This window comes from Bradyrhizobium sp. AUGA SZCCT0160, from assembly GCF_018130105.1.
GTDB lineage: Bacteria > Pseudomonadota > Alphaproteobacteria > Rhizobiales > Xanthobacteraceae > Bradyrhizobium.
The window spans coordinates 150,855-172,654 of the sequence record NZ_JAFCMD010000018.1; the positions used below are offsets into that span (position 1 = coordinate 150,855).

The following is a 21,800-nucleotide window of genomic DNA, read 5'->3' on the forward strand; positions in this document are numbered from 1 at the left end:
TGTCTCCAGATCGATCGAGGCTAGCGCTGCGGCCGATGGGTACGGTTGGGTTGGGTATTCGGGCGGCTCTCGCGATGCAAGAAGGCGACGCCTTGAATGCTTTCGCTGTTGCCACCCTGCGCCGGACGCGGCGACTCATGCCGGGTCGGCTGCGACGCGGCATTATTACCACCACCGCGGCGGGGACGGCGAGGGCCTTTTGAGCCCGGCGATTGCTCATGGGAACGGCCGCCATGGCCATGGCCGTGGGCGGAATGGCCGCGCGGTGCGGACCGGCCGCCCCGGTTCTGGGACGGCGCGGGAGCTGCATCCCGGGTGCCCGGTGTGCGGCGGTCTTCGCGGGGCAGCGCCACGCGGATCAGCCGCTCGATGTCGCGCAGATAACCCATTTCCTCGGCGCCTGCGATCAGCGAGATCGCAACGCCTTCGGCGCCGGCACGCGCGGTGCGGCCGATCCGGTGGACGTAGGTTTCCGGCACGTTCGGCAGATCGAAATTCACCACATGGCTGATGCCGTCGACGTCGATGCCGCGGGCGGCGATGTCGGTGGCGACCAGGGTGCGGATCTCGCCGGTGCGGAACGCCGCCAGCACGCGCTCGCGGTGGTTCTGCGACTTGTTGCCATGGATGGCGTTCGCGTTGATGCCGGACTTGGCAAGCGCCTTCACCACCTTGTCGGCGCCATGCTTGGTGCGGGTGAAGATCAGCGCGCGGTCGACCGGTTCCTGCTTCAGGAGTTGGGCCAGTATGCCCTGCTTGGCCGCGAAATCGACCTGGATGATGCGCTGGGTGATGCGTTCCACGGTGGAGGCCACCGGCGTCACCGCCACGCGGGCGGGGTCGCGCAGCATCGCTTCGGCGAGCTCGGCGATGTCCTTGGGCATGGTCGCCGAGAAGAACAGCGTCTGCCGCTTGATCGGCAGTTTGCCGACGATTTTTCGGATGTCGTTGATGAAGCCCATGTCGAGCATGCGGTCCGCTTCGTCGAGCACCAGGAACTCGACCTGGCCCAGCTTGAGGCCGTTGCTCTGCACCAGATCGAGCAGGCGGCCGGGGGTGGCCACCATGACTTCGACGCCCTGCATCACGGAACGGACCTGACGGCCCATCGGCACGCCGCCGATCGCGAGTGCCGAGGAGAGGCGGATGTGGCGGCCATAGGCGTTGAAGCTGTCGAGGATCTGACCCGACAATTCTCGGGTCGGCGAGAGCACCAGCACGCGGCAGCTCTTGGGCTGCACCCGGATGCGGTTCTCCAGAATGCGGTGCAGGATCGGCAGCGCGAAGGCTGCGGTCTTGCCGGTGCCGGTCTGGGCGATGCCGACGACGTCACGGCCGGTCATTGCGAGGGGGACGGTCTGGGCCTGGATGGGCGTCGGGGTGAGGTAATTTTCTTCCTTGAGGGCACGCGAAATGGGATCGGCAAGGCCGAAATCCTGAAAGGAGGTCAAAAGAGGGTTCTTTCCATTAAAAAGGCAGGCGCCCGGCCGATACAGCCAGGAGCGCGCGAGGGGTGTCTGAGACACCCGCGTGTTTGGGGCGTCGGTTTTGCTAGGCTGAAGGGGCAAGCCAGAAACCGTTGAACGGGATCAGAACACGCGGCTCGCAAGGACCTGATGATTCTCTAGGTCACGGGGCTCATATGGAACATGAACGCGGCGCTTTCAAGGTAAATCGCCGGATATGCTGGCGCGGTTAAGAAACAGCCGGAAATTCGCAAGTCCCGGTGCACTCTCGTTGGCCTGCATCGCCAAATTTTCGTGCCGTAAAATTAGACAAATGGCCTATTTTGCCTAAAATATAGACTGTTTGCCGTAAAAGAATACATTTTGTCGGCCCAAAAAATAGGCGGACTTCTCGGCGATTTCCCGCAAGCGGAAGATTATACTGCGATTCTATAGACTTACCCTGTGCTCAGGCCGTGGCACGCTTCTTGCGATTCCGTTAACGCAGGCGGCCGTTGGGGCCGTTTCGCAGCGTTTCACGCCTGCGTCAGGGAGATGACATTTCATGCTTACACAACTTACCCACGATATAGCGACGCTGAGCCGCCGCCGCTGGCTGGCGGCGACCGCGGGCCTGGTTTTGGGCCTGGCCGCATTCGGCAGCGCGCAGGCGCAGGAGACCATCAAGGTCGGCGTGCTGCATTCGCTTTCCGGCACCATGGCGATCAGCGAAACCACGCTGAAGGACACCGTCCTCTTCCTGATCGACGAGCAGAACAAGAAGGGCGGCATACTCGGCAAGAAGCTCGAGGCCGTCGTGGTCGACCCGGCGTCGAACTGGCCGCTGTTCGCGGAAAAGGCCCGCGAGCTGATCACCAAGGACAAGGTCTCTGTCGTGTTCGGCTGCTGGACCTCGGTGTCGCGCAAATCCGTGCTCCCGGTGTTCAAGGAGCTGAACTCGATCCTGTTCTACCCCGTGCAGTACGAGGGCGAGGAGAGCGAGCGCAACGTGTTCTACACCGGGGCGGCGCCGAACCAGCAGGCGATCCCGGCCGTCGACTATCTGATGAAGGACGAGAAGGTGAAGCGCTGGGTGCTGGCCGGCACCGACTACGTCTATCCGCGCACCACCAACAAGATCCTCGAAGCCTACTTGAAGTCGAAGGGCGTCAAGCAGGAAGACATCATGATCAACTACACGCCGTTCGGTCACAGTGACTGGCAGACGATCGTGGCCGACATCAAGAAGTTCGGTTCGGCCGGCAAGAAGACCGCCGTCGTTTCCACCATCAACGGCGACGCCAACGTTCCCTTCTACAAGGAGCTCGGCAACCAGGGCATCAAGGCGACCGACATTCCGGTTGTCGCGTTCTCGGTCGGCGAAGAAGAGCTCGCCGGCATCGACACCAAGCCGCTGCTCGGCCATCTGGCCGCCTGGAACTACTTCCAGTCGATCAAGGATCCGGCCAACGAGAAGTTCATCAAGGCCTGGCAGGCCTACACCAAGAACCCGAAGCGCGTGACCAACGACCCGATGGAAGCACACGTCATCGGTTTCGAGATGTGGGTCAAGGCGGTCGAAAAGGTGAAGTCGACTGATCCGGACAAGGTGATCGACGCGCTGCCCGGCATCGAAGCCAAGAACCTGACCGGCGGCACCTCGAAGATGCTTCCGAACCATCACATCACCAAGCCGGTGTTCATTGGCGAAATCAAAGCCAATGGCCAGTTCGACGTGGTGTGGAAGACCCCGGGCCTGGTGGCCGGCGATGCATGGTCGAAGGAGCTCGATGGCTCCAAGGACCTGATCGGCGATTGGGTTGGCAAGAAGTGCGGCAACTACAACACCAAGACCAACAAGTGCGGCGGTCAGGGCTCCTGACCCCGATCTGATCCGAAGGATCTGGTCCGAAGGATCATGATCTGACTGCAACAAGAAACTTCCAAGAGAAAAAGAAGACCCGGAAGGCGGCGATGTCGCCGCCTTCCACTTACTCCTGCCGGGGTCGTAACGTGCCTGCCAATTTCCTTGACCGTCTTCGCGCGCTTGTTCTGTCATTTTTCCTGATCGCAGCGTTCGCTGTGCCGGCGCTGGCGGGACCGTTCGAGGATGCGGTCGCTAAATTCGCCAATGACGAGTTCTCCGACACCGACGAGGCGATCGGCGCGGTCGCGACCTCGGGCAATCCGCTGGCTTTTCCGATCATCAGCGCGCTGCAGGATGGCCGGCTGTCGGCCGATCCGGAATCCAAGAAAGTTTTCGTCACGGGGGCCGACGGCAAGATCATCGATGCGGCGACCGGGGCTGCGGTGGCCAGCCTGCCCGCGGGTGCCGCTGCCGTCCGCCTCAACAACCGCCTGCGCCGCACCGTGGAGGCCGCCCTCGGCGGTCTGACGCTGCTGTCGCCAGATCCGGCCAAGCGGCTGACGGCCGCCCAATCGGTCTTCAAGAGCCATGACGAAGCCGCCCTTCCGGTCATCGACGGCGCGCTGGCCAAAGAGACCAACAAGGCGGTGAAGGCGGCGTTTGCCGAGGCCCGCGCCGCCATCCTGCTCTACAAGTCGGATGCGTCAGACGCCGAGAAGCTGGAGTCCATCGCCATCATCAAGGCGCGCGGCGATCAGGAAGCGCTCGCGCTGTTGACGGGCCTCGGCAGCGATGCGTCGCCGCCGGTGGCGCAGGCCGCGGCCGGTGCGATCTCCGCGATCCAGAGCAATCTTGCCATGTGGTCGATGGTGCAGAACGCCTGGTACGGCCTGTCGCTCGGCTCGGTGCTGCTGCTGGCGGCGATCGGGCTTGCGATCACCTTCGGCGTGATGGGCGTCATCAACATGGCCCACGGCGAAATGGTGATGCTGGGCGCCTACACCACCTTCGTGGTGCAGGAGGTCATCCGCACCAGCTATCCCGGCCTGTTCGACTATTCGCTGCTGATCGCGGTGCCATCGGCCTTCCTTGTTGCGGGCGCGATCGGCGTCCTGATCGAGCGCAGCATCATCCGCTTCCTCTACGGCCGCCCGCTGGAAACCCTGCTCGCGACCTGGGGCCTCTCGCTGGTGCTGCAGCAGGCGGTGCGCACCGCGTTCGGCCCCACCAACCGCGAAGTCGGCAATCCGACCTGGATGAGCGGCGCGTTCGAACTCGGCCAGATCACCATCACCTATAACCGGCTCTGGATCCTCTGCTTCACGCTGGCGGTGTTCGCCATCCTGCTCGCGATGCTGCGCTACACGGCGCTCGGGCTCGAGATGCGCGCGGTGACGCAGAACCGCCGCATGGCGGCGTCGATGGGCATCGCCACCTCGCGCGTCGACGCGCTTACCTTCGGCCTCGGCTCCGGCATCGCCGGGATCGCCGGCGTGGCGCTGTCGCAGATCGACAATGTCAGCCCCAACCTCGGCCAGAGCTACATCATCGACAGCTTCATGGTGGTGGTGTTCGGCGGCGTTGGTAATCTCTGGGGCACGCTGGTGGGGGCCTTCACGCTCGGCATCGCCAACAAGTTCCTGGAGCCGGTGGCGGGCGCCGTGCTCGGCAAGATCGCGATCCTGGTGCTGATCATCCTGTTCATCCAGAAGCGGCCGCGCGGCCTGTTCGCGCTCAAGGGACGGGCGATCGAAGCATGACGCCGCTTATTGCAATGGGATGCTTCACCGCGCTGCGCTCTGACTCCCTCTCCCGCTTGCGGGGGAGGGCTGGGGTGGGGGTCTGTCCACGAGCGCCGTCGCCTAGTGGAGACACCCCCACCCGCCGCGCTCTGACGAGCGCCATAGCCGAAGCTTCGCTTCGGCGTTCTCGGCTAAGAACGGTCGCCGTAGGCGACCTATGCTCCCCCGCAAGCGGGAGAGGTGACCACCGATGACGCCGCATGTCCTCACCCGCTCGCTGGATCGCAGCGCGACCGTCTTCCTGCTGATCGTCGCCGGTCTCGGCGTGCTGATCCCGCTGTCGAACCTGTTGCTGCCGTCAGGTTCGATGTTCCAGGTGCCGACCTATCTGGTGGCGCTGTTCGGCAAGTATGTCTGCTACGCCATTCTGGCGCTCTCGATCGATCTGATCTGGGGCTATTGCGGCATTCTCTCGCTCGGCCATGGCGCGTTCTTCGCGCTCGGCGGTTACGCGATGGGCATGTACCTGATGCGACAGATCGGCAGCCGCGGCGTCTACGGCAATCCGGTCCTGCCCGACTTCATGGTGTTCCTGAACTATCCGTCGCTGCCTTGGTACTGGTACGGTTTTGATATGTTCTGGTTCGCGGCGCTGATGGTCTTGGTCGTGCCGGGCCTGCTCGCCTTCTGCTTCGGCTGGCTGGCGTTCCGCTCCCGCGTCACCGGCGTCTATCTGTCGATCATCACGCAGGCGATGACCTACGCGCTGCTGCTGGCGTTCTTCCGCAACGATTTCGGCTTCGGCGGCAATAACGGCCTGACCGACTTCAAGGACATTCTGGGCTTCAACGTCCAGGCCGACGGCACCCGCGCCGCTTTGTTCATCCTGAGCTGCCTGGCGCTCATCATCGCTTTCCTGATCTGCCGCGCGGTGGTGACGTCGAAACTCGGCAAGGTGCTGATCGCGATCCGCGACGCCGAGTCGCGCACGCGATTTCTGGGCTACCGCGTCGAATCCTACAAGCTGTTCGTGTTCACGCTGTCGGCCTGCATGGCCGGCGTCGCCGGCGCGCTCTATGTGCCGCAGGTCGGCATCATCAACCCCGGCGAATTCGCGCCGGGCAATTCGATCGAGGCGGTGATTTGGGTGGCGGTCGGCGGCCGCGGCACGCTGATCGGGGCTGCGCTCGGCGCCATCGTGGTCAATTACGCGAAAACCGTGTTCACTTCGGGTCCGCTGGCGCCGTATTGGCTGTTCATGCTGGGCGCGCTGTTCATCCTGGTGACGTTGTTGCTGCCGAAGGGCATCATCGGCACCTTCAATGCCTGGTATGAGCCGTGGAGCGCAAGGCGCCTCAACGCCGAAAGTGCCGCGCGCGAAGACGGCATCAGCGCACCGAAGCCGGCGGAGTGAGCGCATGAACGCGATGAATACCAGGACGACGTCCGCGCTGCTCTATCTCGACGGCGTGCACGTCTCGTTCGACGGCTTCCACGCCATCAACAATCTGTCGCTGACGCTGGAGCCGGGCGAGATGCGCGCCATCATCGGCCCCAACGGCGCCGGCAAGACCACGATGATGGACATCATCACCGGCAAGACCAAGCCGGACGAGGGGGTGGTGCTGTTCGACGGCGTCACCGACCTGACGCGCCTCGATGAAACCCGCATCGCCGAACTCGGCATCGGCCGCAAATTCCAGAAGCCGACGGTGTTCGAGAGCCAGACCATCGAGGACAATCTGTTGCTGGCGCTCAATGTCGATCACAGCGTCAAGGGCACGCTGTTCTGGCGCTGCAGCAAGCCCGACGCCGAGCGCATCGAGCGCGTGCTGGAAACCATCCGCTTGAAGGATTCGCGGACCAAGCTCGCCGGGAGCCTGTCGCACGGCCAGAAACAATGGCTCGAGATCGGCATGCTGCTGGCGCAGGATCCGAAACTGCTGCTGGTCGACGAGCCCGTTGCCGGCATGACCGACGTCGAGACCCATCAGACCGCCGAGCTGCTCAAGGAAATCAACAAGGACAAGACCATCATGGTGGTCGAGCACGACATGACCTTCGTACGCGAACTCGGCGTCAAGGTGACCTGCCTGCACGAAGGCACCGTGTTGGCGGAGGGAACCATCGACCAGGTTTCGCGCAATGATCGCGTGGTCGAAGTGTATCTGGGAAGGTAGAGGGCGAGTAGCGAATGGCGAATAGCGAATGGGTTCTTTTTACTATTCGCCATTCGCTACGCGCCATTCGCCCGAAAAGGGCATCGCATGTTAAACGTTGACAACATCAGCCTCTATTACGGCGCGGCGCAGGCGCTGCGCGGCGTCTCGATCAAGGCCGAGCCCGGCAAGGTGACCTGCGTGCTCGGCCGCAACGGCGTCGGCAAGACCTCGCTGCTGCGCGCGATGGTTGGCCAATATCCGATTGCCTCGGGTTCGATCACGCTCAACGGCGACGATATCACCGGCCTCAAGCCGTATGAGCGGGCCCGAAAAGGCATCGGCTTCGTGCCGCAGGGCCGCGAGATTTTTCCGCTGCTGACGGTGGAGGAAAATCTCAAGACCGGCTTTGGCCCGCTGAAGCGTGACGACCGCAATATTCCCGACGACGTGTTCTCGCTGTTTCCGGTTCTGAACTCGATGCTCGGCCGGCGCGGCGGCGACCTCTCCGGCGGCCAGCAGCAGCAGCTCGCGATTGGCCGGGCGCTGGTGATGCGGCCGAAACTGCTGCTGCTCGACGAGCCGACCGAGGGGATCCAGCCCTCGATCATCAAGGATATCGGCCGCGCCATCTCCTATCTGCGCAGCCTCGGCACCATGGCGATCGTGCTGGTCGAACAATATCTCGACTTTGCCTGCGAGCTCGGCGACAATTTCGCCGTCATGGACCGGGGCGCGGTGAAATATGCGTGCGAGCGGAGCGCGATGGATCCCGCCGAGATCAGCCGCCAGATGGCGCTGTAACTTTAAAACGGATTGAGCCGCGGCGGCCGGTTTTGGGGAACGGATGCGGACCGAATCGACGGGCGCAGCTTCATCGACTTTCGCTGACAACCGGGCTCGGGGCGCGGTCAAGTTCGACGTGCGGCTGCAGGATGGTGTCACCCGCCGCGGGACTTTGCATGAATCCGGCTCGCTGCGCGTGCGGTTTCCCTCGCCCGAAGACGACGGCCTGTCCGGCGTGTTCGTCAACACGGCGGGCGGCATCGCCGGCGGCGACCGCTTCGACATCGACATTGCGGCCGGTGAGGGCGCGCGGCTGACGCTGACGACCGCGGCGGCCGAGAAGGTCTATCGCGCGCCGGGACCTGCGGCCCAGCTCAACATTGCGCTCAGGGCCGAGGCGGGGGCGCACCTTTCCTGGTTGCCACAGGAGACCATCCTGTTCGACCGTGCGCGGATCTTGCGGCGTATCGATATCGACCTAGCGGATGACGCCTCGCTTTTGCTGTGCGAAATCGTGGTGTTCGGCCGCGCCGCGATGGGCGAGCGGATGCTGCATGGCGAGTTCGTCGATCGCTGGCGGCTGCGCCGCGGTGGCCGGCTGGTGTTTGCCGAAACCATCCGGCTCGCCGGCGATATCGGCGCAAAGCTCGCGCAACCCGCCATCGCCAAAGGCGGCGTTGCAATCGGCACCGCGCTGATCGTGCCCGGCGATGAAGCCGTAGTGGAGCGGATCCGCGAAGCTGCTGACACGTTCGGCGGCGAGGTCGGAATCTCCGCGTGGAATGGATTTGCAATGGCGCGCTTCTGTGCCCAAGATGCGGCGCGGCTCCGCGCCGACATGATGACCGTGCTCGGCCGCGCCTCCGGCGTGCCGCTGCCAAGACTCTGGCTTAATTAACGTCTCTGGCTCAACTAACGTCTCTGGCTCAACTAAGATCGATCCAATTACTCGAGTGCCCGCATGAATCTCTCCCCCCGCGAAAAAGACAAGCTCCTGATCTCAATGGCCGCCATGGTGGCGCGCCGCAGGCTGGAGCGCGGCGTCAAGCTCAACCATCCCGAAGCGATCGCGATCATTTCCGATTTCATCGTCGAGGGCGCACGTGACGGCCGCACGGTGGCCGATCTGATGCAGGCCGGCGCGCAGGTGATTACGCGGGCGCAGTGCATGGATGGGATTCCCGAGATGATTCACGACATCCAGGTCGAGGCGACGTTTCCCGACGGCACCAAACTCGTCACCGTGCATGAGCCGATAAGGTGAGTAGTGCGAGATCTTTCATTTCGTCATGCCCGGCCTTGTGCCGGGCATCCACGTCTTTCTTGAAACAGAAAGTAAGACGTGGATGGCCGGGACAAGCCCGGCCATGACGCTGCAAAATGTTACGAGGTAGCAAATCATGATCCCCGGTGAACGCTTCATCCAGGACGGCGAGATCGAACTCAATGCCGGCCGCAAGACCGTGACGCTGACGGTCGCCAATACCGGCGACCGGCCGATCCAGGTCGGCTCGCACTACCATTTCTTCGAAACCAATCCGGCGCTGAAGTTCGACCGCAAAAAAGCCCGCGGCATGCGTCTCGACATCGCCGCCGGCACTGCTGTGCGTTTCGAGCCCGGCCAAACCCGCGACGTGCAGCTGGTGGCGCTTGCGGGCAAGCGCGTCGTCTACGGCTTTCGCGGCGAGGTACAGGGCAAGCTGTGATCGCTGGTATCGCCATCAAATGTGAGGTGAGCACACTGACTGCGCTCCCTCCCCCCTTGCGGGGAAGGGTCGGGGAGAGGGGGATGCCACACGACGAGGTCAGCAAGATTCAGCGTACCCGCGCCAAGCAATTGAGGCGCGAGATGACACGTGCCGAAACATTGTTATGGCGTCACTTGAAAGCAAATCGACTCGCCGGACTCGGATTTCGCCGACAGAGCCCGATGGGGCACTACATCGCGGACTTCGTCGCCCATTCCTGCAAGCTTGTCGTTGAACTCGACGGCGAGAGCCATGATTTCGAAGAACGTATCCGTTACGACGCCAGGCGGGATGAGTGGTTTGCTTCGCGCGGTTATCGCGTGCTGCGGTTCACCAATGACGACGTCATGAAAAATCTTGAGGGTGTTGTCCTCACGATCGCGGAAGCAGCGGAGCAAGCGTCACCCCTCTCCCTAACCCTCCCCCGCAAGGGGGGAGGGAACCCTTCCGCTAATGCGTCCCTGACAGATGCGAACGACCCCCGGGAGGAGCCGTGATGCTTCGTGCAGGAGTTGCGCGACGTGAGGTGAGCACGGTGCCCGGGCTCCCTCCCCCCTTGCGGGGGAGGGTTGGGGAGAGGGGTAAGCCGCACACACAGGCGGAAGAGAGTGCGCGAGCTAGCGCTGAACTATTTGCATTTGGTGGAGCAATAACATGTCCGTAAAAATCAAACGTTCCGTCTATGCCGACATGTTCGGGCCCACCACCGGCGACCGGGTGCGGCTGGCCGATACCGATCTCATCATCGAGGTCGAAAAGGATTTTACGATCTATGGCGAGGAGGTGAAATTCGGCGGCGGCAAGGTGATCCGCGACGGCATGGGCCAGTCGCAGGTCACCAACCGGCAGGGCGCGGCGGATACCGTCATCACCAACGCGCTGATCGTCGATCACTGGGGCATCGTCAAAGCCGACGTCGCGATCAAGGAGGGGATGATCGCCGCGATCGGCAAGGCCGGCAATCCCGACATCCAGCCCGGCGTGACCATCGTGATCGGTCCCGGTACCGACATCATCGCGGGCGAAGGCAAGATTCTCACCGCCGGCGGTTTCGACAGCCACATCCATTTCATCTGCCCGCAGCAGATCGAACACGCGCTGATGAGTGGCGTCACCTCGATGCTGGGTGGCGGCACGGGCCCGTCGCACGGCACCTTTGCCACCACCTGTACGCCCGGCCCCTGGCACATGGGGCGGATGATCCAGTCGTTCGACGCATTTCCGGTCAATCTCGGCATTTCCGGCAAGGGCAACGCGGCGCGCCCGGCGGCGCTGGTGGAGATGATCAAGGGCGGCGCCTGTGCGCTCAAGCTGCACGAGGATTGGGGCACCACGCCGGCGGCGATCGACAACTGCCTGTCGGTGGCCGACGATTACGACGTCCAGGTGATGCTGCATTCCGACACGCTGAACGAGTCCGGCTTTGTCGAAGACACAGTGAAGGCCTTCAAGGGCCGCACCATCCACGCCTTCCACACCGAAGGCGCCGGCGGCGGCCACGCGCCGGATATCATAAAAATTGCCGGCCTGAAGAACGTGCTGCCGTCCTCGACCAACCCGACGCGGCCGTTCACGCGCAATACCATCGACGAGCATCTCGACATGCTGATGGTGTGCCACCATCTCGACCCGTCGATCGCGGAAGATCTCGCGTTCGCCGAAAGCCGCATCCGGAAAGAAACCATCGCGGCGGAAGACATTCTGCACGATCTCGGCGCGCTCTCGATGATGTCGTCGGACTCGCAGGCCATGGGCCGGCTCGGCGAGGTCATCATCCGCACCTGGCAGACTGCGGACAAGATGAAGAAGCAGCGCGGCTCGCTGCCCGAGGACAAGGGCAACAACGACAATTTCCGCGTCAAGCGCTACATCGCCAAATACACCATCAATCCCGCGATCGCGCATGGCGTGTCGAAGCTGATCGGCTCGGTGGAGAAGGGCAAGATGGCCGACCTCGTGCTGTGGTCGCCGGCGTTCTTTGGCGTCAAGCCGGATTGCATCATCAAGGGCGGCTCGATCGTGGCAGCTCCGATGGGCGATCCCAACGCGTCGATCCCGACGCCGCAGCCCGTGCATTACCGGCCGATGTTCGCGGCATACGGCAAGGCGCTGACCGCTTCATCCGTGGTGTTCACCTCCAGGGCCGCGATCACAGGCGGGCTGGCGCGCAAGCTCGGCATCGCCAAAAAGCTCTATCCGGTGAAAAATACCCGGGACGGCATCTCCAAGAAGAGCATGATCCATAACGGCGCCACGCCCAAGATCGAGGTCGATGCCGAGACCTATGAGGTACGCGCAGACGGCGAGCTTCTGACCTGCGCGCCGGCCGAGGTACTGCCCATGGCGCAGCGCTATTTCATGTACTAGGGTTTCTCCCAGGCAGTCTTAGCCAGAACAAAAATCCGGGAGGATTCTTCGTGATTTACGTCGTTGCCACGCTGACCATCAAGCCTGAAACGCGCGCCGATTTCATCGCGGCGGCCACCGCCTGCATCATGGAAACCCGGAAAGAGCCGGGCAACATCGCCTATGATCTGCATGAAAGCGTCACCGACCATTCCAAGATGGTGTTCGTCGAGCAGTGGGAGAACATGGAGGCGCTGGGACCGCACCGGACCGCCGAGCACATGAAAACCTTCGGCCGCGTCGCGGTCAAATGCATGAGCGCGCCGCCGAAGATCGAGTACATCACCCCCGAAAAAGTCGAAACCCGCTAATCAAGAAACGTAAAGGGAGAAAATCCATGATCTACGTCATTGCCACCACGCCGATGAAGCCGGAAAGCAAGGACGACTTCATCAAGGGGCACAAGGCCTGCACCGCCGAGACGCTCAAGGAGAAGGGCTGCCTCTCCTATGAAGGCCATGTCAGCGTCAACAATCCCAATCTGTATGTGGTGGTGGAGCGCTGGGAGACCCGCGACGACCTCAATGCGCACGGCAAGGCGCCGCACATGAAGGTGTGGCGGGAATATTCGTCGCAGATGAAGACGGCACCGACCGTGATCGAGATCATCAGCGACGGCAAGGTGGAGAAACTGTAACTCAGATGATCCGCGCAACTCGCGTTCAGGGCCAGCATCGCTGGACGGAAGCCGCCGCCGATACCGTGGTGCTCGATTTCGACGATCGGCACCGGCGGCGGATGGCGATGACGGGCACTCGCGGGCTCGAATTCCTGCTCGACCTGGAAAACGCCATCGCGCTTCGCGGCGGCGACGCGCTGGTGCTGGAAGACGGCCGCCTGATCGAGGTGGTCGCTGCCCCCGAGCCGCTGATCGAGATCCGCGGCACGGATCCGCTGCATCTGGTTCGCGTCGCCTGGCATCTCGGCAACCGCCATCTGCCGACCCAGATCATGCCGAAGGGCCTGCGCATCCGCAGGGATCATGTCATCGAGGCGATGGTGAAGGGTCTCGGCGCGCGCATCATCGAGATCGAGGCGCCGTTCGATCCCGAAGGCGGCGCCTATGCCGGCCACGCCCATGCACCGGAAGCCGCGCATGGGCATACCGGCCACGACCATTCCTCGCATGACCATGCCTCGCACGGTCATTCACACGATCACGACCACCACCATCATCATGACGAGCATTGCGACCACGATCATCACCACCACGATCACTCCCATGCTCATGACCACAAGTGAGCCCGTCCCGGCTGACGTCCAGGACGGGATGACGGCAGACGAGGGAGCGGCGCTGTACCGGCTGATGACGTGGCTGTCGCCGGCCTTTCCGGTGGGCGCGTTCTCCTATTCCAGCGGCATCGAATGGGCGGTGGAGGCCGGTGACATCACCGATGCCGCCTCGTTGCGCGCGTGGTTGACGGCGATGCTGGCCGACGGCTCGGGCTTTTGCGACGGCGTGTTTCTGGCGCAGGCGCACCGGGCGGCGACTGCAAACGACAGAGCCGTGCTGCGCGAGATCACGGAGCTTGCCGCGGCCTTCGTGCCGTCGCGCGAGCGCCAGCTCGAAACCTCGACCCAGGGCCGCGCCTTCATCGACATCGCGCGCGCGGCCTGGACCTGCGACGGCCTCGACGAGCTGGTTTCAGCTTGCGGCGGCGTCACCATCTATCCCGTCGCGGTCGGCCTCGTCAGCGCCGCGCACAAAATTCCGCTGGCGCCGGCGATGCATGCGTTCCTGCATGCGGTGGTCTCGAACTGGATTTCCGCAGGCGCGCGGCTGGTGCCATTGGGGCAGACCGACAGCCAGCGCATCCTGGCAGCACTCGAGCCCATGGTGGCCGCGACCGCGTCGCGCGCGCTGCAGGCCTCGCTCGACGATCTCGGCAGCGCGACGTTTCGCGCCGATCTTGCCAGTCTTCGGCATGAGACGCAGTATACGAGGCTGTTCCGGTCATGATGTGCAGGGCAATTCTCCCTCCACACGTCGTCCCGGCGAACGCCGGGACGACAATCGAGGGAATTTCTTAAATGTCCAAATCTCACGGCCCCCTGCGTGTCGGCGTCGGCGGTCCGGTCGGCTCCGGCAAGACCGCGCTGATGGACCTGCTCTGCAAATCGATGCGCGAGCGTTACGACATCGCCGCGATCACCAACGACATCTACACCAAATGGGACGCCGAGTTCCTGGTGCGCTCGGGCTCGCTGACGGCGGACCGCATCGCCGGCGTCGAGACCGGCGGCTGCCCGCATACCGCGATCCGCGAGGACGCCTCGATGAATCTCGCCGCCGTCGCCGACATGCGCGCCAAATTCCCCAATCTCGATCTGGTGCTGATCGAGTCGGGCGGCGACAATCTGGCCGCCACCTTCTCGCCCGAACTCGCCGATCTCACGATCTACGTCATCGACGTCGCCGCCGGCGACAAGATCCCGTCCAAGGGCGGGCCGGGCATCACCCGCTCGGACCTTTTGGTCATCAACAAGATCGACCTCGCGCCGCATGTCGGCGCGTCCCTGGAAAAGATGGATACCGACGCCAGGAGGATGCGGGGCGAGCGCCCCTTCGTGATGACCAATCTGAAGAAGAGCGAGGGGCTCGAGCGCATCATCGGCTTCATCGAGACCAAGGGCGGCCTGCGCCCGGCGCCGAAGGCCAAGGTTGGGTAGAGCAAGGCTGGATAGAGGCTGGTTAGAGGCGGGTTAACGCCGCCGGATGTGGTTAACGGCCGCGGCCCACCGCCCTGCGCCGGCGCGCCTTCTTAAATCCGGCATCGCGGGGCGCGAGGCTGACAGGATGTCGCTTCGCAAGATATTGCCGGGATGCCTGGAACCAAACGGGTCCGGCTTCATTAGCATCTTCTGGCCCCGCGAAATCAGCGTTAGCGGCGGCCACTTGTTGCCCGCTGCCAACCCGTTAGTTGCGTGCTGATGATCGCTCATTCATATTCGCCCGCGATCGGCCGTCGTCCGGTTTACATTTGTTGCCGTCCCGGCAGACCTCGAATGTTTTCTTCTCTGCGCCAACACTTTATTCCCGAGTAAGCGAGTGGTCCGGCTGGGTTTCATTATCGGCTTCATCGCGCTGATCGGAGTTCTGCTCTCCGGTCTTGCGGCCTATCGCGTCCATGAACAGGAAGTGACCCTTGACGGCATCGCGCTGGCGCGCGCCATCGACGTCCACGCCAGTCTGGTGCAGGACCGGCTGACCGAGCGCGAGCTGCTGGCGCGCGTCGCCTCCGGCCTGTTTCGCGCGCCGTCAGTGCTCAAGGCCAACATGCTGCAGCCGCTGCGCGCGTCGATCTACGCCTTCAAGACCGATTTCGTGGTCGCCAACTGGATCGCGCGACTCAAGCCGGACGAACTGGAAGCGGCGCGCTCGGTGCTGAAGAGCTCGGGATTCACCGATCCGACGATTCGCGATTTCGACGACCAGCCGCTGGACATGAAGGCGATCGACAAGCCGATCAACGTGCTGATGGACCTCGAGCCGCGCAGCGCGGATACGCTGAGCTTTCCGGGCCGCGCTTACGACCGCCACTCGATCATCGGGCCGGTGCTGACGCAGGTGATGGAGGGCGGCAAGCCTGTCGCGTCGGACCCGATCCCGCTGTTGCGCAAGGATGGTCCGGTCGGAATCGTGCTCGCCGCGCCGGTCTATCAGGAAGGCTCCAGCGAGGCCGCTGGCTTCGTCACCTTTTCCTACGAACTGGCGACGCTGATGCTGACCAATGACGACCAGTCGCTGTTTGCGGTGGTGCTGAAGGACCCGACTGACGTCAATGACGAATTCGTCGCCAACGACCAGGGTGTCGTCACCTTGCAACCGGTCAAGCCGGAGGGCCCGGCGCCGTCGATGGTTCGCACCGTGACCTTCGGCGGCCGCGACTGGTCGCTCGGCTATTACGCCAAGTCCAACGTGGCCGTGCGGGCGCAGCAGACGGCGGTGATCGTGGCGGCGATCGGGCTGGCGCTGACCGGCATCGTCTGCGGCCTGTTCGGCTATGTCGCCTACAACAACTTAAGGCTCAGCCGCGAGATCCAGGTGCGGATCGGCTTCGAGCGGCGGCTGACGGCCGTGATCGACGAGCTCAACCACCGGGTCAAGAACATCCTCGCGGTGATCCAGTCGATCGTGACGCGAACGCTGCGCCACGGCTCCGACATCGACGTCTCGCGCGAGCTTTTGATCGGCCGCATTCACGCGATGTCGAACGTGGTCACGCTGCTGAGCGAGAGCCAGTGGCAGGGCGTCAAGCTGAAGGGGCTGTTCGAGGCGCGCGCGATACCGCATGCCGATCGCATCGCGGTCAACGGTCCTGACATCGCGGTGAGCGCGCGCGCCGCGCAATCGCTGTCGTTGCTGTTCTTCGAACTGGCGTCGCATTCCGACGAGGGCCTGTCGCTGGTCGGCAAGCATCCGCATATCGTCGCGAACTGGGAAATATCCGGCGAGGAGCCGGATACGGTTTTCCATTTCCGCTGGGAGGAGTTCAACACGTCAGCGGCGACCCGGCGCGAGGACAGTGATTTTGGGCTGATCCTGCTCGACCGCGTGGCGCCGGAAGCGCTCGGCGGCACCGCCAAGCGCTTCTTCACCGACGTCAGCTACGTTTATGAGCTGACCGCGCCCATGGTCACCGTCGTCGACATGACCGAACGCGACCGCACCGAACAGCTCTCCGCCCCGGTGCGGCCGGTGAAGTAGCGACGTCGTAGGGTGGGCAAAGCGCAAGCGTGCCCGCCATTCAAACAATGATTCGATCGATGGTGGGCACGGCGCAAGTGCGCCTTTGCCCACCCTACGATTCCGGAACCAAATTACTCGTTCGAGAATTTTATCCGTATCAATCAGATGACGGACGGAGACGCACCATGGGACGCTATCTGCTGTTATGGATGCTCGGCATACCTCTGCCGATTCTCGTGCTGATCTACGCCTTCGGCGGCCTGAACTAGAAACCCAGAACTTCCCGACAACAAAAAAGGCGGCCCGGTCGGGCCGCCTTTTCGTCATGCGAACCGGTGCATGTCAGTTGTTGCCGCCGATCACCGCGCGCACCGTGTTGTCGGGGCCGAAATCCTCGGCGCCGTCGACATAGAGCAGGGCGGAAAGCTTCGAGCGCGCGCGGTTGACGCGGCTCTTGATGGTGCCGACCGCGCAGCCGCAGATGGCGGCAGCGTCCTCATAGGAGAAGCCGGAGGCGCCGACCAGGATCAAGGCTTCGCGCTGGTCCTGCGGCAGCTTGTCGAGCGCGACGCGAAACTCCTCGAACTCCAGATGCGCGTTCTGCGCCGGCTGGGTCTTCAGCGTCTTGGCGTAATTGCCCTCGGCGTCCTCGACCTCGCGCCGCCGCTTGCGATAGTCGGAGCGGAACAGGTTGCGCAGGATCGTGAACAGCCAGGCCGGCAGGTTCGAACCGGGCTGGAACGAGTCGATGTTGGCGATCGCGCGCAGCAACGTTTCCTGCACCAGATCGTCCGCACGGTCGCCATTGCCGCTGAGCGAGATCGCGAACGCGCGCAAGGACGGTACCGACGCCAGGATGTCGTCGCGAAGTGAATCTGTGAGAGGCATTAGTCCCTCCCGTCAGTTTTTGCAGCTTGGTCCGGTTGGGCCGTTTGAGCCACCGCCGCTTCGGGCCCGTCGAGCTTCCGGATCAGCTCCGCAAAGCGGTCTGGCACCCCTTGCCGCACCACGTCGTCATACATGGCGCGCAGCTGGTGGCCGATTCTAGACTGGATCTCTGCATTGAGACCGCCCTGCTTCTTTGCTTCTTTCATGATGTCATCCACGCTTCCCCGAGTGTTAAGTACCTTGTATTTCAAGACTTTTCCTCGAAATTAGGCCTTGGCCGCCCGCGCTCTTGGTCAAATCCTAATGCGATGGGTCCCGAAAAGTTCCGAAATTGGGGAACTGTTTGAAGGAACTTTTTCGCCGCTCAGGCGTATTCGGGGATGACAGGGGAACCGGGTCGCCCCGTTTCAGGATAGGCTACGCCGGACCAGGCGTTCAGGTTCGACCCAGATGTGGCCCGCACGGGCCTCAGACAAGGATGGAGTGGGGATGTCCCGATCACAGCTCGTTGCTGAACATTTGCCGCTGTTGCGGCGCTACGCCCGCGCGCTGACCGGAAACCAGTCGTCAGGTGACGCTTATGTCGGGGCCATGCTGGAGGCCCTGCTGCAGGATGGCTCGCTGCTCGACGAAAAGCACGGTCCGCGCGCCGGACTGTTCCGGCTGTTCACGCAGATCTGGAATTCAGTCTCGGTCAACGAGAACCCGGATGTTGCGACGCTGGCCCTGCCGTCGGAGCGCCGGCTCTCGAACATCACGCCGTTGCCGCGCCAGGCCTTCCTCCTGCTATCGCTGGAGGGTTTTTCCGAAGAAGAAGTCTCGTTCATCCTCGGCACCGACATCGCCGAGACCCGCAAGCTTGCGGACGCTGCCGGCCGCGAGATGGCGGCGGAAATCGCCACCGACGTTCTCATCATCGAGGACGAGACCTTCATCGCGATGGACCTCGAAAGCCTCGTGAAGAACCTCGGTCACAACGTCATTGGCGTCGCCCGCACCCATGCCGATGCGGTCGCGCTCGCCAAGAACAAGAAGCCGGGCCTGATCCTCGCCGACATCCAGCTCGCCGACGGCTCGTCCGGTCTGGACGCGGTCAACGAGCTGTTGAAGGTGTTCGAGGTCCCCGTGGTGTTCATCACCGCCTACCCCGAGCGCTTCCTCACCGGCGAGCGTCCGGAGCCGGCGTTCCTGATCTCCAAACCGTTCCAGCCCGCGATGGTCTCGGCGGTGGCGAGCCAGGCGCTGTTCTTCCAGCGTAACTCCCGCAATCGCGCCCCACGGGCGGCGACGGGTTAGTTCGTAAGGCTATCGCTTAACGGCGCGCTTCACAGCGCGCCGTTTTTCTTTGTCGTCGCTCCGGCTTTCTTTCGTCGTCCCGGCGAAGGCCGGGACCCATACGCCGCGGCCGGAATTGTTGGAAAGAAAGATAACGACCAGCGCGCAAACAATTGCCGCCGGTGGTTGGTTATGGGTCCCGGCCTTCGCCGGGGACGACGGAGGATAGAGTTGAGCTGCGCCACTCACTTGCGCGCCCCACACACCTCCCTGATATCCCGCGCCAGCGCATCGACCCTGTCCGGATCGGCGTCCCAGGCGAACATGAAACGCGCGCCGCCGCCGATGAAAGTATAAAATTGCCAGCCGCGCTGGCGCAGCGCTTCCAGCCGGTCGGCGGAGGCGCGCAGGAACACCGCATTGGCCTCCACCGGAAACATCGGCTTGAAATCCGGCAGGTCGGCGACCGCGGCAGCGAGCCGGGCGGCGCCGGCGTTGGCATGCTGCGCATTGCGCAGCCACGCGCCATCCTGCAGCATGCCGACCCAGGGGGCTGCAAGGAAGCGCATCTTCGAGGCAAGCTGCCCCGCCTGCTTGCAGCGATAGTCAAAATCCTCGGCGAGACGCGGATCGAAAAACAGGATCGCTTCGCCGACCGCCATGCCGTTCTTGGTGCCGCCGAAACACAGCAAATCGACTCCGGCCTTCCAGGTCATCTCCGCCGGCGAACAATTCAGCGACGCACAGGCGTTGGCAAAGCGGGCGCCGTCCATGTGCAGCCGCAGGCCGATTTCGCGGCAGGTCGCTGACAGCGCGCGGATTTCAGCCAGCGAATACACCTGGCCGGTCTCGGTCGGCTGCGTGATCGTGACCACGCGCGGTTTTGGGAAATGAATGTCGGATCGACCGGTGGCGAGGGCGACCACCTGCTCCGGCGTCAGCTTGCCGTCCTCGCTCGCCGCGATCAGAAGTTTTGAGCCGTTGGAGAAGAATTCCGGCGCGCCGCATTCGTCGGTCTCCACATGCGCCGACGAAGAGCAGATCACGCTGTGATAGGACTGGCACAGCGACGCCAGCGCCAGCGAATTGGCGGCGGTGCCGTTGAAGGCGAAAAACACCTCGGCATCCGGCTTCTCGAACAACGCCCGGAACGCATCAGAAGCGCGCTGGGTCCAGGGATCGTCGCCATAGGCGGTCGCGTGCCCCTGATTGGCCTCCGCCATCGCCGCCCACGCTTCCGGGCAAATGCCGGCATAATTGTCGCTCGCAAACTGCTGGGGATTGGGGGTCATCGCTGGGATCGCTTTCGTCGGGAGATCTGCAACCGGGCAGCCGGCTCGGCACCTTTTGCCAAGGTTTTTTATCAGGCCGCAAGGCGGCTTTGCCGACGAGGGACAACATCATTCGCGACGAAACCAGGCCCTGTTCGCATGGCTTTCAACGAAAAACCCGCCGGGTTGAGTGGCGGGCTTCCCTTGCATTACCTCTCGCGTGGGCCGTGGCGGCCTACGCGACCTTCCGAGCACCGATCAACCCTTGTACGTCCCGGCGACGACCATCCGCACCGCCAGAAGCATTTCGTATTGGGCTTTTTGATACCTGATGGCGTTCGCCACCGGACACGATGTCGAGTTCGTTGTCCGAGAGCGCACTGTCTTCGAAGCGAGCTGCGTAAGCGTCGTTGATCTGCACGTTCATGGCAGTTCTCCTGTTTGCGAGGTGGGGCGCGACCACCGCGTCCCCTTGTCCCTCGATTTGGAGAATGCCCGCTGCCGAGCCGGAAAGCTGTTACCTGGGGAACAAGCCCCGCGCCCGACCTGGCTGAGTACTTGGCCGGGTACAAAGCGGAAATCGATCGGCCAGCGTTTGCCGCAACGATCAGGGGGAACGGAATGCCAGCCGGACAATTCGTTGTCAGGCGCAAAATAATAAAAAGCGGGGCGCGACCGGCATCACCACGGTCGCGCCCCACATCACCGGTCTATGGGGCAGGGGGAATGACCGGCTTTTGGAAAGACTCACAAGCCGAAGAGTCGTTCCAGGCGCCTTCAAATATTTTCGTACACGGTTAAGTGATCGGTTGTCCGCCGAACCCGCACGGCCTGGTTCGTGTTGTGTTCATGATCGCCATGGGGCGAGGGACACACCAACATGTCACAGATTCATAAGGGAATTTTCGGTTCGCTCGCGATCGCCCTGACCCTTGGCGCGGGCGCGGTCCAGCTCGCCTTCGCCCACGACCTGATCGGCGGTCGCCAGGTTACGGCTGCGGCGCCCGAAACCGGCGTCAATCGCGCCGGCAAGTCCGATCGCGCGTCGGTTCCCGCCTCGCCCGGGCAGACCCAGACCATTACGCTGCGGCACGACGGCGTCGCCGATACCTCGGTGCTGGTCCGCATGCCTGTCGCGAAAGCGGCGCGCAACGAAACGCGCAACCCGGCCCCGACACCGCCGGTGACCAAGCCCCCGCCCAGAAAAATCGCCATTGCCTGCGAGCCACCGGTCAGCGTCCTGACCGATGTAGCCAAGCTGCTCCAGCCCGGGCGGTGCGTGACGTAAGCGGTGTTGGTCGTCATCTCTCTTGCGTCGTCATTCGCCGATGCGCGATTGCGCATCTGAGGGCGCGCCGCTTGGCACGAGCCTCGCAATGACGGTTGAGTGCGACAAAACAACCCGACGGGCAAATCAATTCTGAGTTTCAGAAATCGTGTCAAGTGGAAAATTTCCGTAAATCAAAAATATTTCTGTAGTCGGCCGACCCAAATCAGTGCGCATCTATCGCCATCCCGCCCTG

At 63.2% G+C, this 21,800-nt stretch carries 24 protein-coding genes; 19 read left to right on the forward strand and 5 right to left on the reverse strand.

What is annotated here, in order from left to right; all coding sequences use genetic code 11:
* Positions 1-20: 20 nt before the first annotated feature.
* Positions 21-1,451: a DEAD/DEAH box helicase gene (locus tag JQ558_RS26140; protein WP_212206296.1), complete on the reverse strand. Its 1,431-nt coding sequence runs from the start codon at positions 1,449-1,451 to the stop codon at positions 21-23.
* Between the two features lie 559 nt (positions 1,452-2,010).
* Between JQ558_RS26140 and urtA the strand changes: the two genes are divergently transcribed.
* From urtA to JQ558_RS26225, 17 genes are all read left to right on the forward strand, one after another.
* Entirely contained in the window at positions 2,011-3,327 is a 1,317-nt protein-coding gene (urtA, locus tag JQ558_RS26145; protein ID WP_212206297.1) for an urea ABC transporter substrate-binding protein, read from the forward strand.
* A 131-nt stretch (positions 3,328-3,458) separates the two neighbouring features.
* Positions 3,459-5,072, forward strand: a complete 1,614-nt coding sequence (urtB, locus tag JQ558_RS26150) for an urea ABC transporter permease subunit UrtB (RefSeq protein WP_212295582.1) — start codon at positions 3,459-3,461, stop codon at positions 5,070-5,072.
* Between the two features lie 232 nt (positions 5,073-5,304).
* On the forward strand, positions 5,305-6,468 hold the full coding sequence (gene urtC / locus JQ558_RS26155; protein WP_212295583.1) for an urea ABC transporter permease subunit UrtC: 1,164 nt from the start codon (positions 5,305-5,307) through the stop codon (positions 6,466-6,468).
* 4 nt (positions 6,469-6,472) lie between these two features.
* A complete protein-coding gene (urtD, locus tag JQ558_RS26160) occupies positions 6,473-7,234 on the forward strand; it encodes an urea ABC transporter ATP-binding protein UrtD (protein WP_212295584.1) in 762 nt (253 codons plus the stop codon).
* A gap of 87 nt (positions 7,235-7,321) precedes the next feature.
* Positions 7,322-8,017 (forward strand): urea ABC transporter ATP-binding subunit UrtE, encoded by a 696-nt coding sequence (urtE, locus tag JQ558_RS26165; protein ID WP_212274968.1) that lies wholly within the window; start codon positions 7,322-7,324, stop codon positions 8,015-8,017.
* A 43-nt stretch (positions 8,018-8,060) separates the two neighbouring features.
* Positions 8,061-8,897 (forward strand): urease accessory protein UreD, encoded by an 837-nt coding sequence (locus JQ558_RS26170; RefSeq protein WP_212295585.1) that lies wholly within the window; start codon positions 8,061-8,063, stop codon positions 8,895-8,897.
* A 63-nt stretch (positions 8,898-8,960) separates the two neighbouring features.
* Positions 8,961-9,263, forward strand: coding sequence for an urease subunit gamma (locus tag JQ558_RS26175; RefSeq protein ID WP_192737167.1), 303 nt, complete (start codon positions 8,961-8,963; stop codon positions 9,261-9,263).
* Positions 9,264-9,399: 136 nt separating this feature from the next.
* Entirely contained in the window at positions 9,400-9,705 is a 306-nt protein-coding gene (locus JQ558_RS26180) for an urease subunit beta (RefSeq protein WP_212206313.1), read from the forward strand.
* An 83-nt stretch (positions 9,706-9,788) separates the two neighbouring features.
* Complete coding sequence (locus JQ558_RS26185; protein ID WP_212295586.1) at positions 9,789-10,244, forward strand: endonuclease domain-containing protein; 456 nt, start codon at positions 9,789-9,791, stop codon at positions 10,242-10,244.
* Positions 10,245-10,401: 157 nt separating this feature from the next.
* A complete protein-coding gene (gene ureC, locus JQ558_RS26190; RefSeq protein ID WP_212206317.1) occupies positions 10,402-12,114 on the forward strand; it encodes an urease subunit alpha in 1,713 nt (570 codons plus the stop codon).
* Positions 12,115-12,164: 50 nt separating this feature from the next.
* Positions 12,165-12,464 (forward strand): putative quinol monooxygenase, encoded by a 300-nt coding sequence (locus tag JQ558_RS26195; protein WP_192737171.1) that lies wholly within the window; start codon positions 12,165-12,167, stop codon positions 12,462-12,464.
* A 26-nt stretch (positions 12,465-12,490) separates the two neighbouring features.
* On the forward strand, positions 12,491-12,790 hold the full coding sequence (locus JQ558_RS26200) for a putative quinol monooxygenase (RefSeq protein ID WP_212274964.1): 300 nt from the start codon (positions 12,491-12,493) through the stop codon (positions 12,788-12,790).
* 5 nt (positions 12,791-12,795) lie between these two features.
* On the forward strand, positions 12,796-13,395 hold the full coding sequence (gene ureE, locus JQ558_RS26205) for an urease accessory protein UreE (protein ID WP_212206333.1): 600 nt from the start codon (positions 12,796-12,798) through the stop codon (positions 13,393-13,395).
* Positions 13,376-14,113: an urease accessory protein UreF gene (locus JQ558_RS26210; protein WP_212295595.1), complete on the forward strand. Its 738-nt coding sequence runs from the start codon at positions 13,376-13,378 to the stop codon at positions 14,111-14,113. Before ureE ends, JQ558_RS26210 begins: the two co-directional genes overlap by 20 nt.
* Positions 14,114-14,184: 71 nt before the next feature.
* The gene (gene ureG / locus JQ558_RS26215) at positions 14,185-14,823 is read left to right on the forward strand and encodes an urease accessory protein UreG (RefSeq protein ID WP_212295587.1); all 639 of its coding nucleotides are present in this window, start codon (positions 14,185-14,187) and stop codon (positions 14,821-14,823) included.
* Positions 14,824-15,202: 379 nt separating this feature from the next.
* Positions 15,203-16,861, forward strand: a complete 1,659-nt coding sequence (locus JQ558_RS26220; RefSeq protein ID WP_212295588.1) for an HWE histidine kinase domain-containing protein — start codon at positions 15,203-15,205, stop codon at positions 16,859-16,861.
* 59 nt (positions 16,862-16,920) lie between these two features.
* On the forward strand, positions 16,921-17,112 hold the full coding sequence (locus JQ558_RS26225) for a hypothetical protein (protein ID WP_212295596.1): 192 nt from the start codon (positions 16,921-16,923) through the stop codon (positions 17,110-17,112).
* A gap of 73 nt (positions 17,113-17,185) precedes the next feature.
* Here JQ558_RS26225 and JQ558_RS26230 read toward each other — a convergent pair whose 3' ends face one another.
* Together JQ558_RS26230 and JQ558_RS26235 are read right to left on the reverse strand one after the other, a co-directional pair.
* A complete protein-coding gene (locus tag JQ558_RS26230; protein ID WP_192737176.1) occupies positions 17,186-17,731 on the reverse strand; it encodes a sigma-70 family RNA polymerase sigma factor in 546 nt (181 codons plus the stop codon).
* Complete coding sequence (locus JQ558_RS26235) at positions 17,731-17,937, reverse strand: NepR family anti-sigma factor (RefSeq protein WP_212206344.1); 207 nt, start codon at positions 17,935-17,937, stop codon at positions 17,731-17,733. The genes JQ558_RS26230 and JQ558_RS26235 overlap by 1 nt, the downstream gene beginning before the upstream one ends.
* Positions 17,938-18,220: 283 nt before the next feature.
* On the opposite strand from JQ558_RS26235, the gene JQ558_RS26240 reads away from it, so the two are divergent.
* The gene (locus tag JQ558_RS26240) at positions 18,221-19,027 is read left to right on the forward strand and encodes a response regulator (protein WP_212206346.1); all 807 of its coding nucleotides are present in this window, start codon (positions 18,221-18,223) and stop codon (positions 19,025-19,027) included.
* Positions 19,028-19,251: 224 nt separating this feature from the next.
* Here JQ558_RS26240 and JQ558_RS26245 read toward each other — a convergent pair whose 3' ends face one another.
* Entirely contained in the window at positions 19,252-20,298 is a 1,047-nt protein-coding gene (locus JQ558_RS26245) for a low specificity L-threonine aldolase (RefSeq protein ID WP_212206348.1), read from the reverse strand.
* Between the two features lie 214 nt (positions 20,299-20,512).
* The gene (locus tag JQ558_RS26250; RefSeq protein ID WP_212295589.1) at positions 20,513-20,704 is read right to left on the reverse strand and encodes a hypothetical protein; all 192 of its coding nucleotides are present in this window, start codon (positions 20,702-20,704) and stop codon (positions 20,513-20,515) included.
* A 453-nt stretch (positions 20,705-21,157) separates the two neighbouring features.
* Between JQ558_RS26250 and JQ558_RS26255 the strand changes: the two genes are divergently transcribed.
* Entirely contained in the window at positions 21,158-21,565 is a 408-nt protein-coding gene (locus JQ558_RS26255; RefSeq protein WP_212274959.1) for a hypothetical protein, read from the forward strand.
* Positions 21,566-21,800 lie beyond the last annotated feature (235 nt).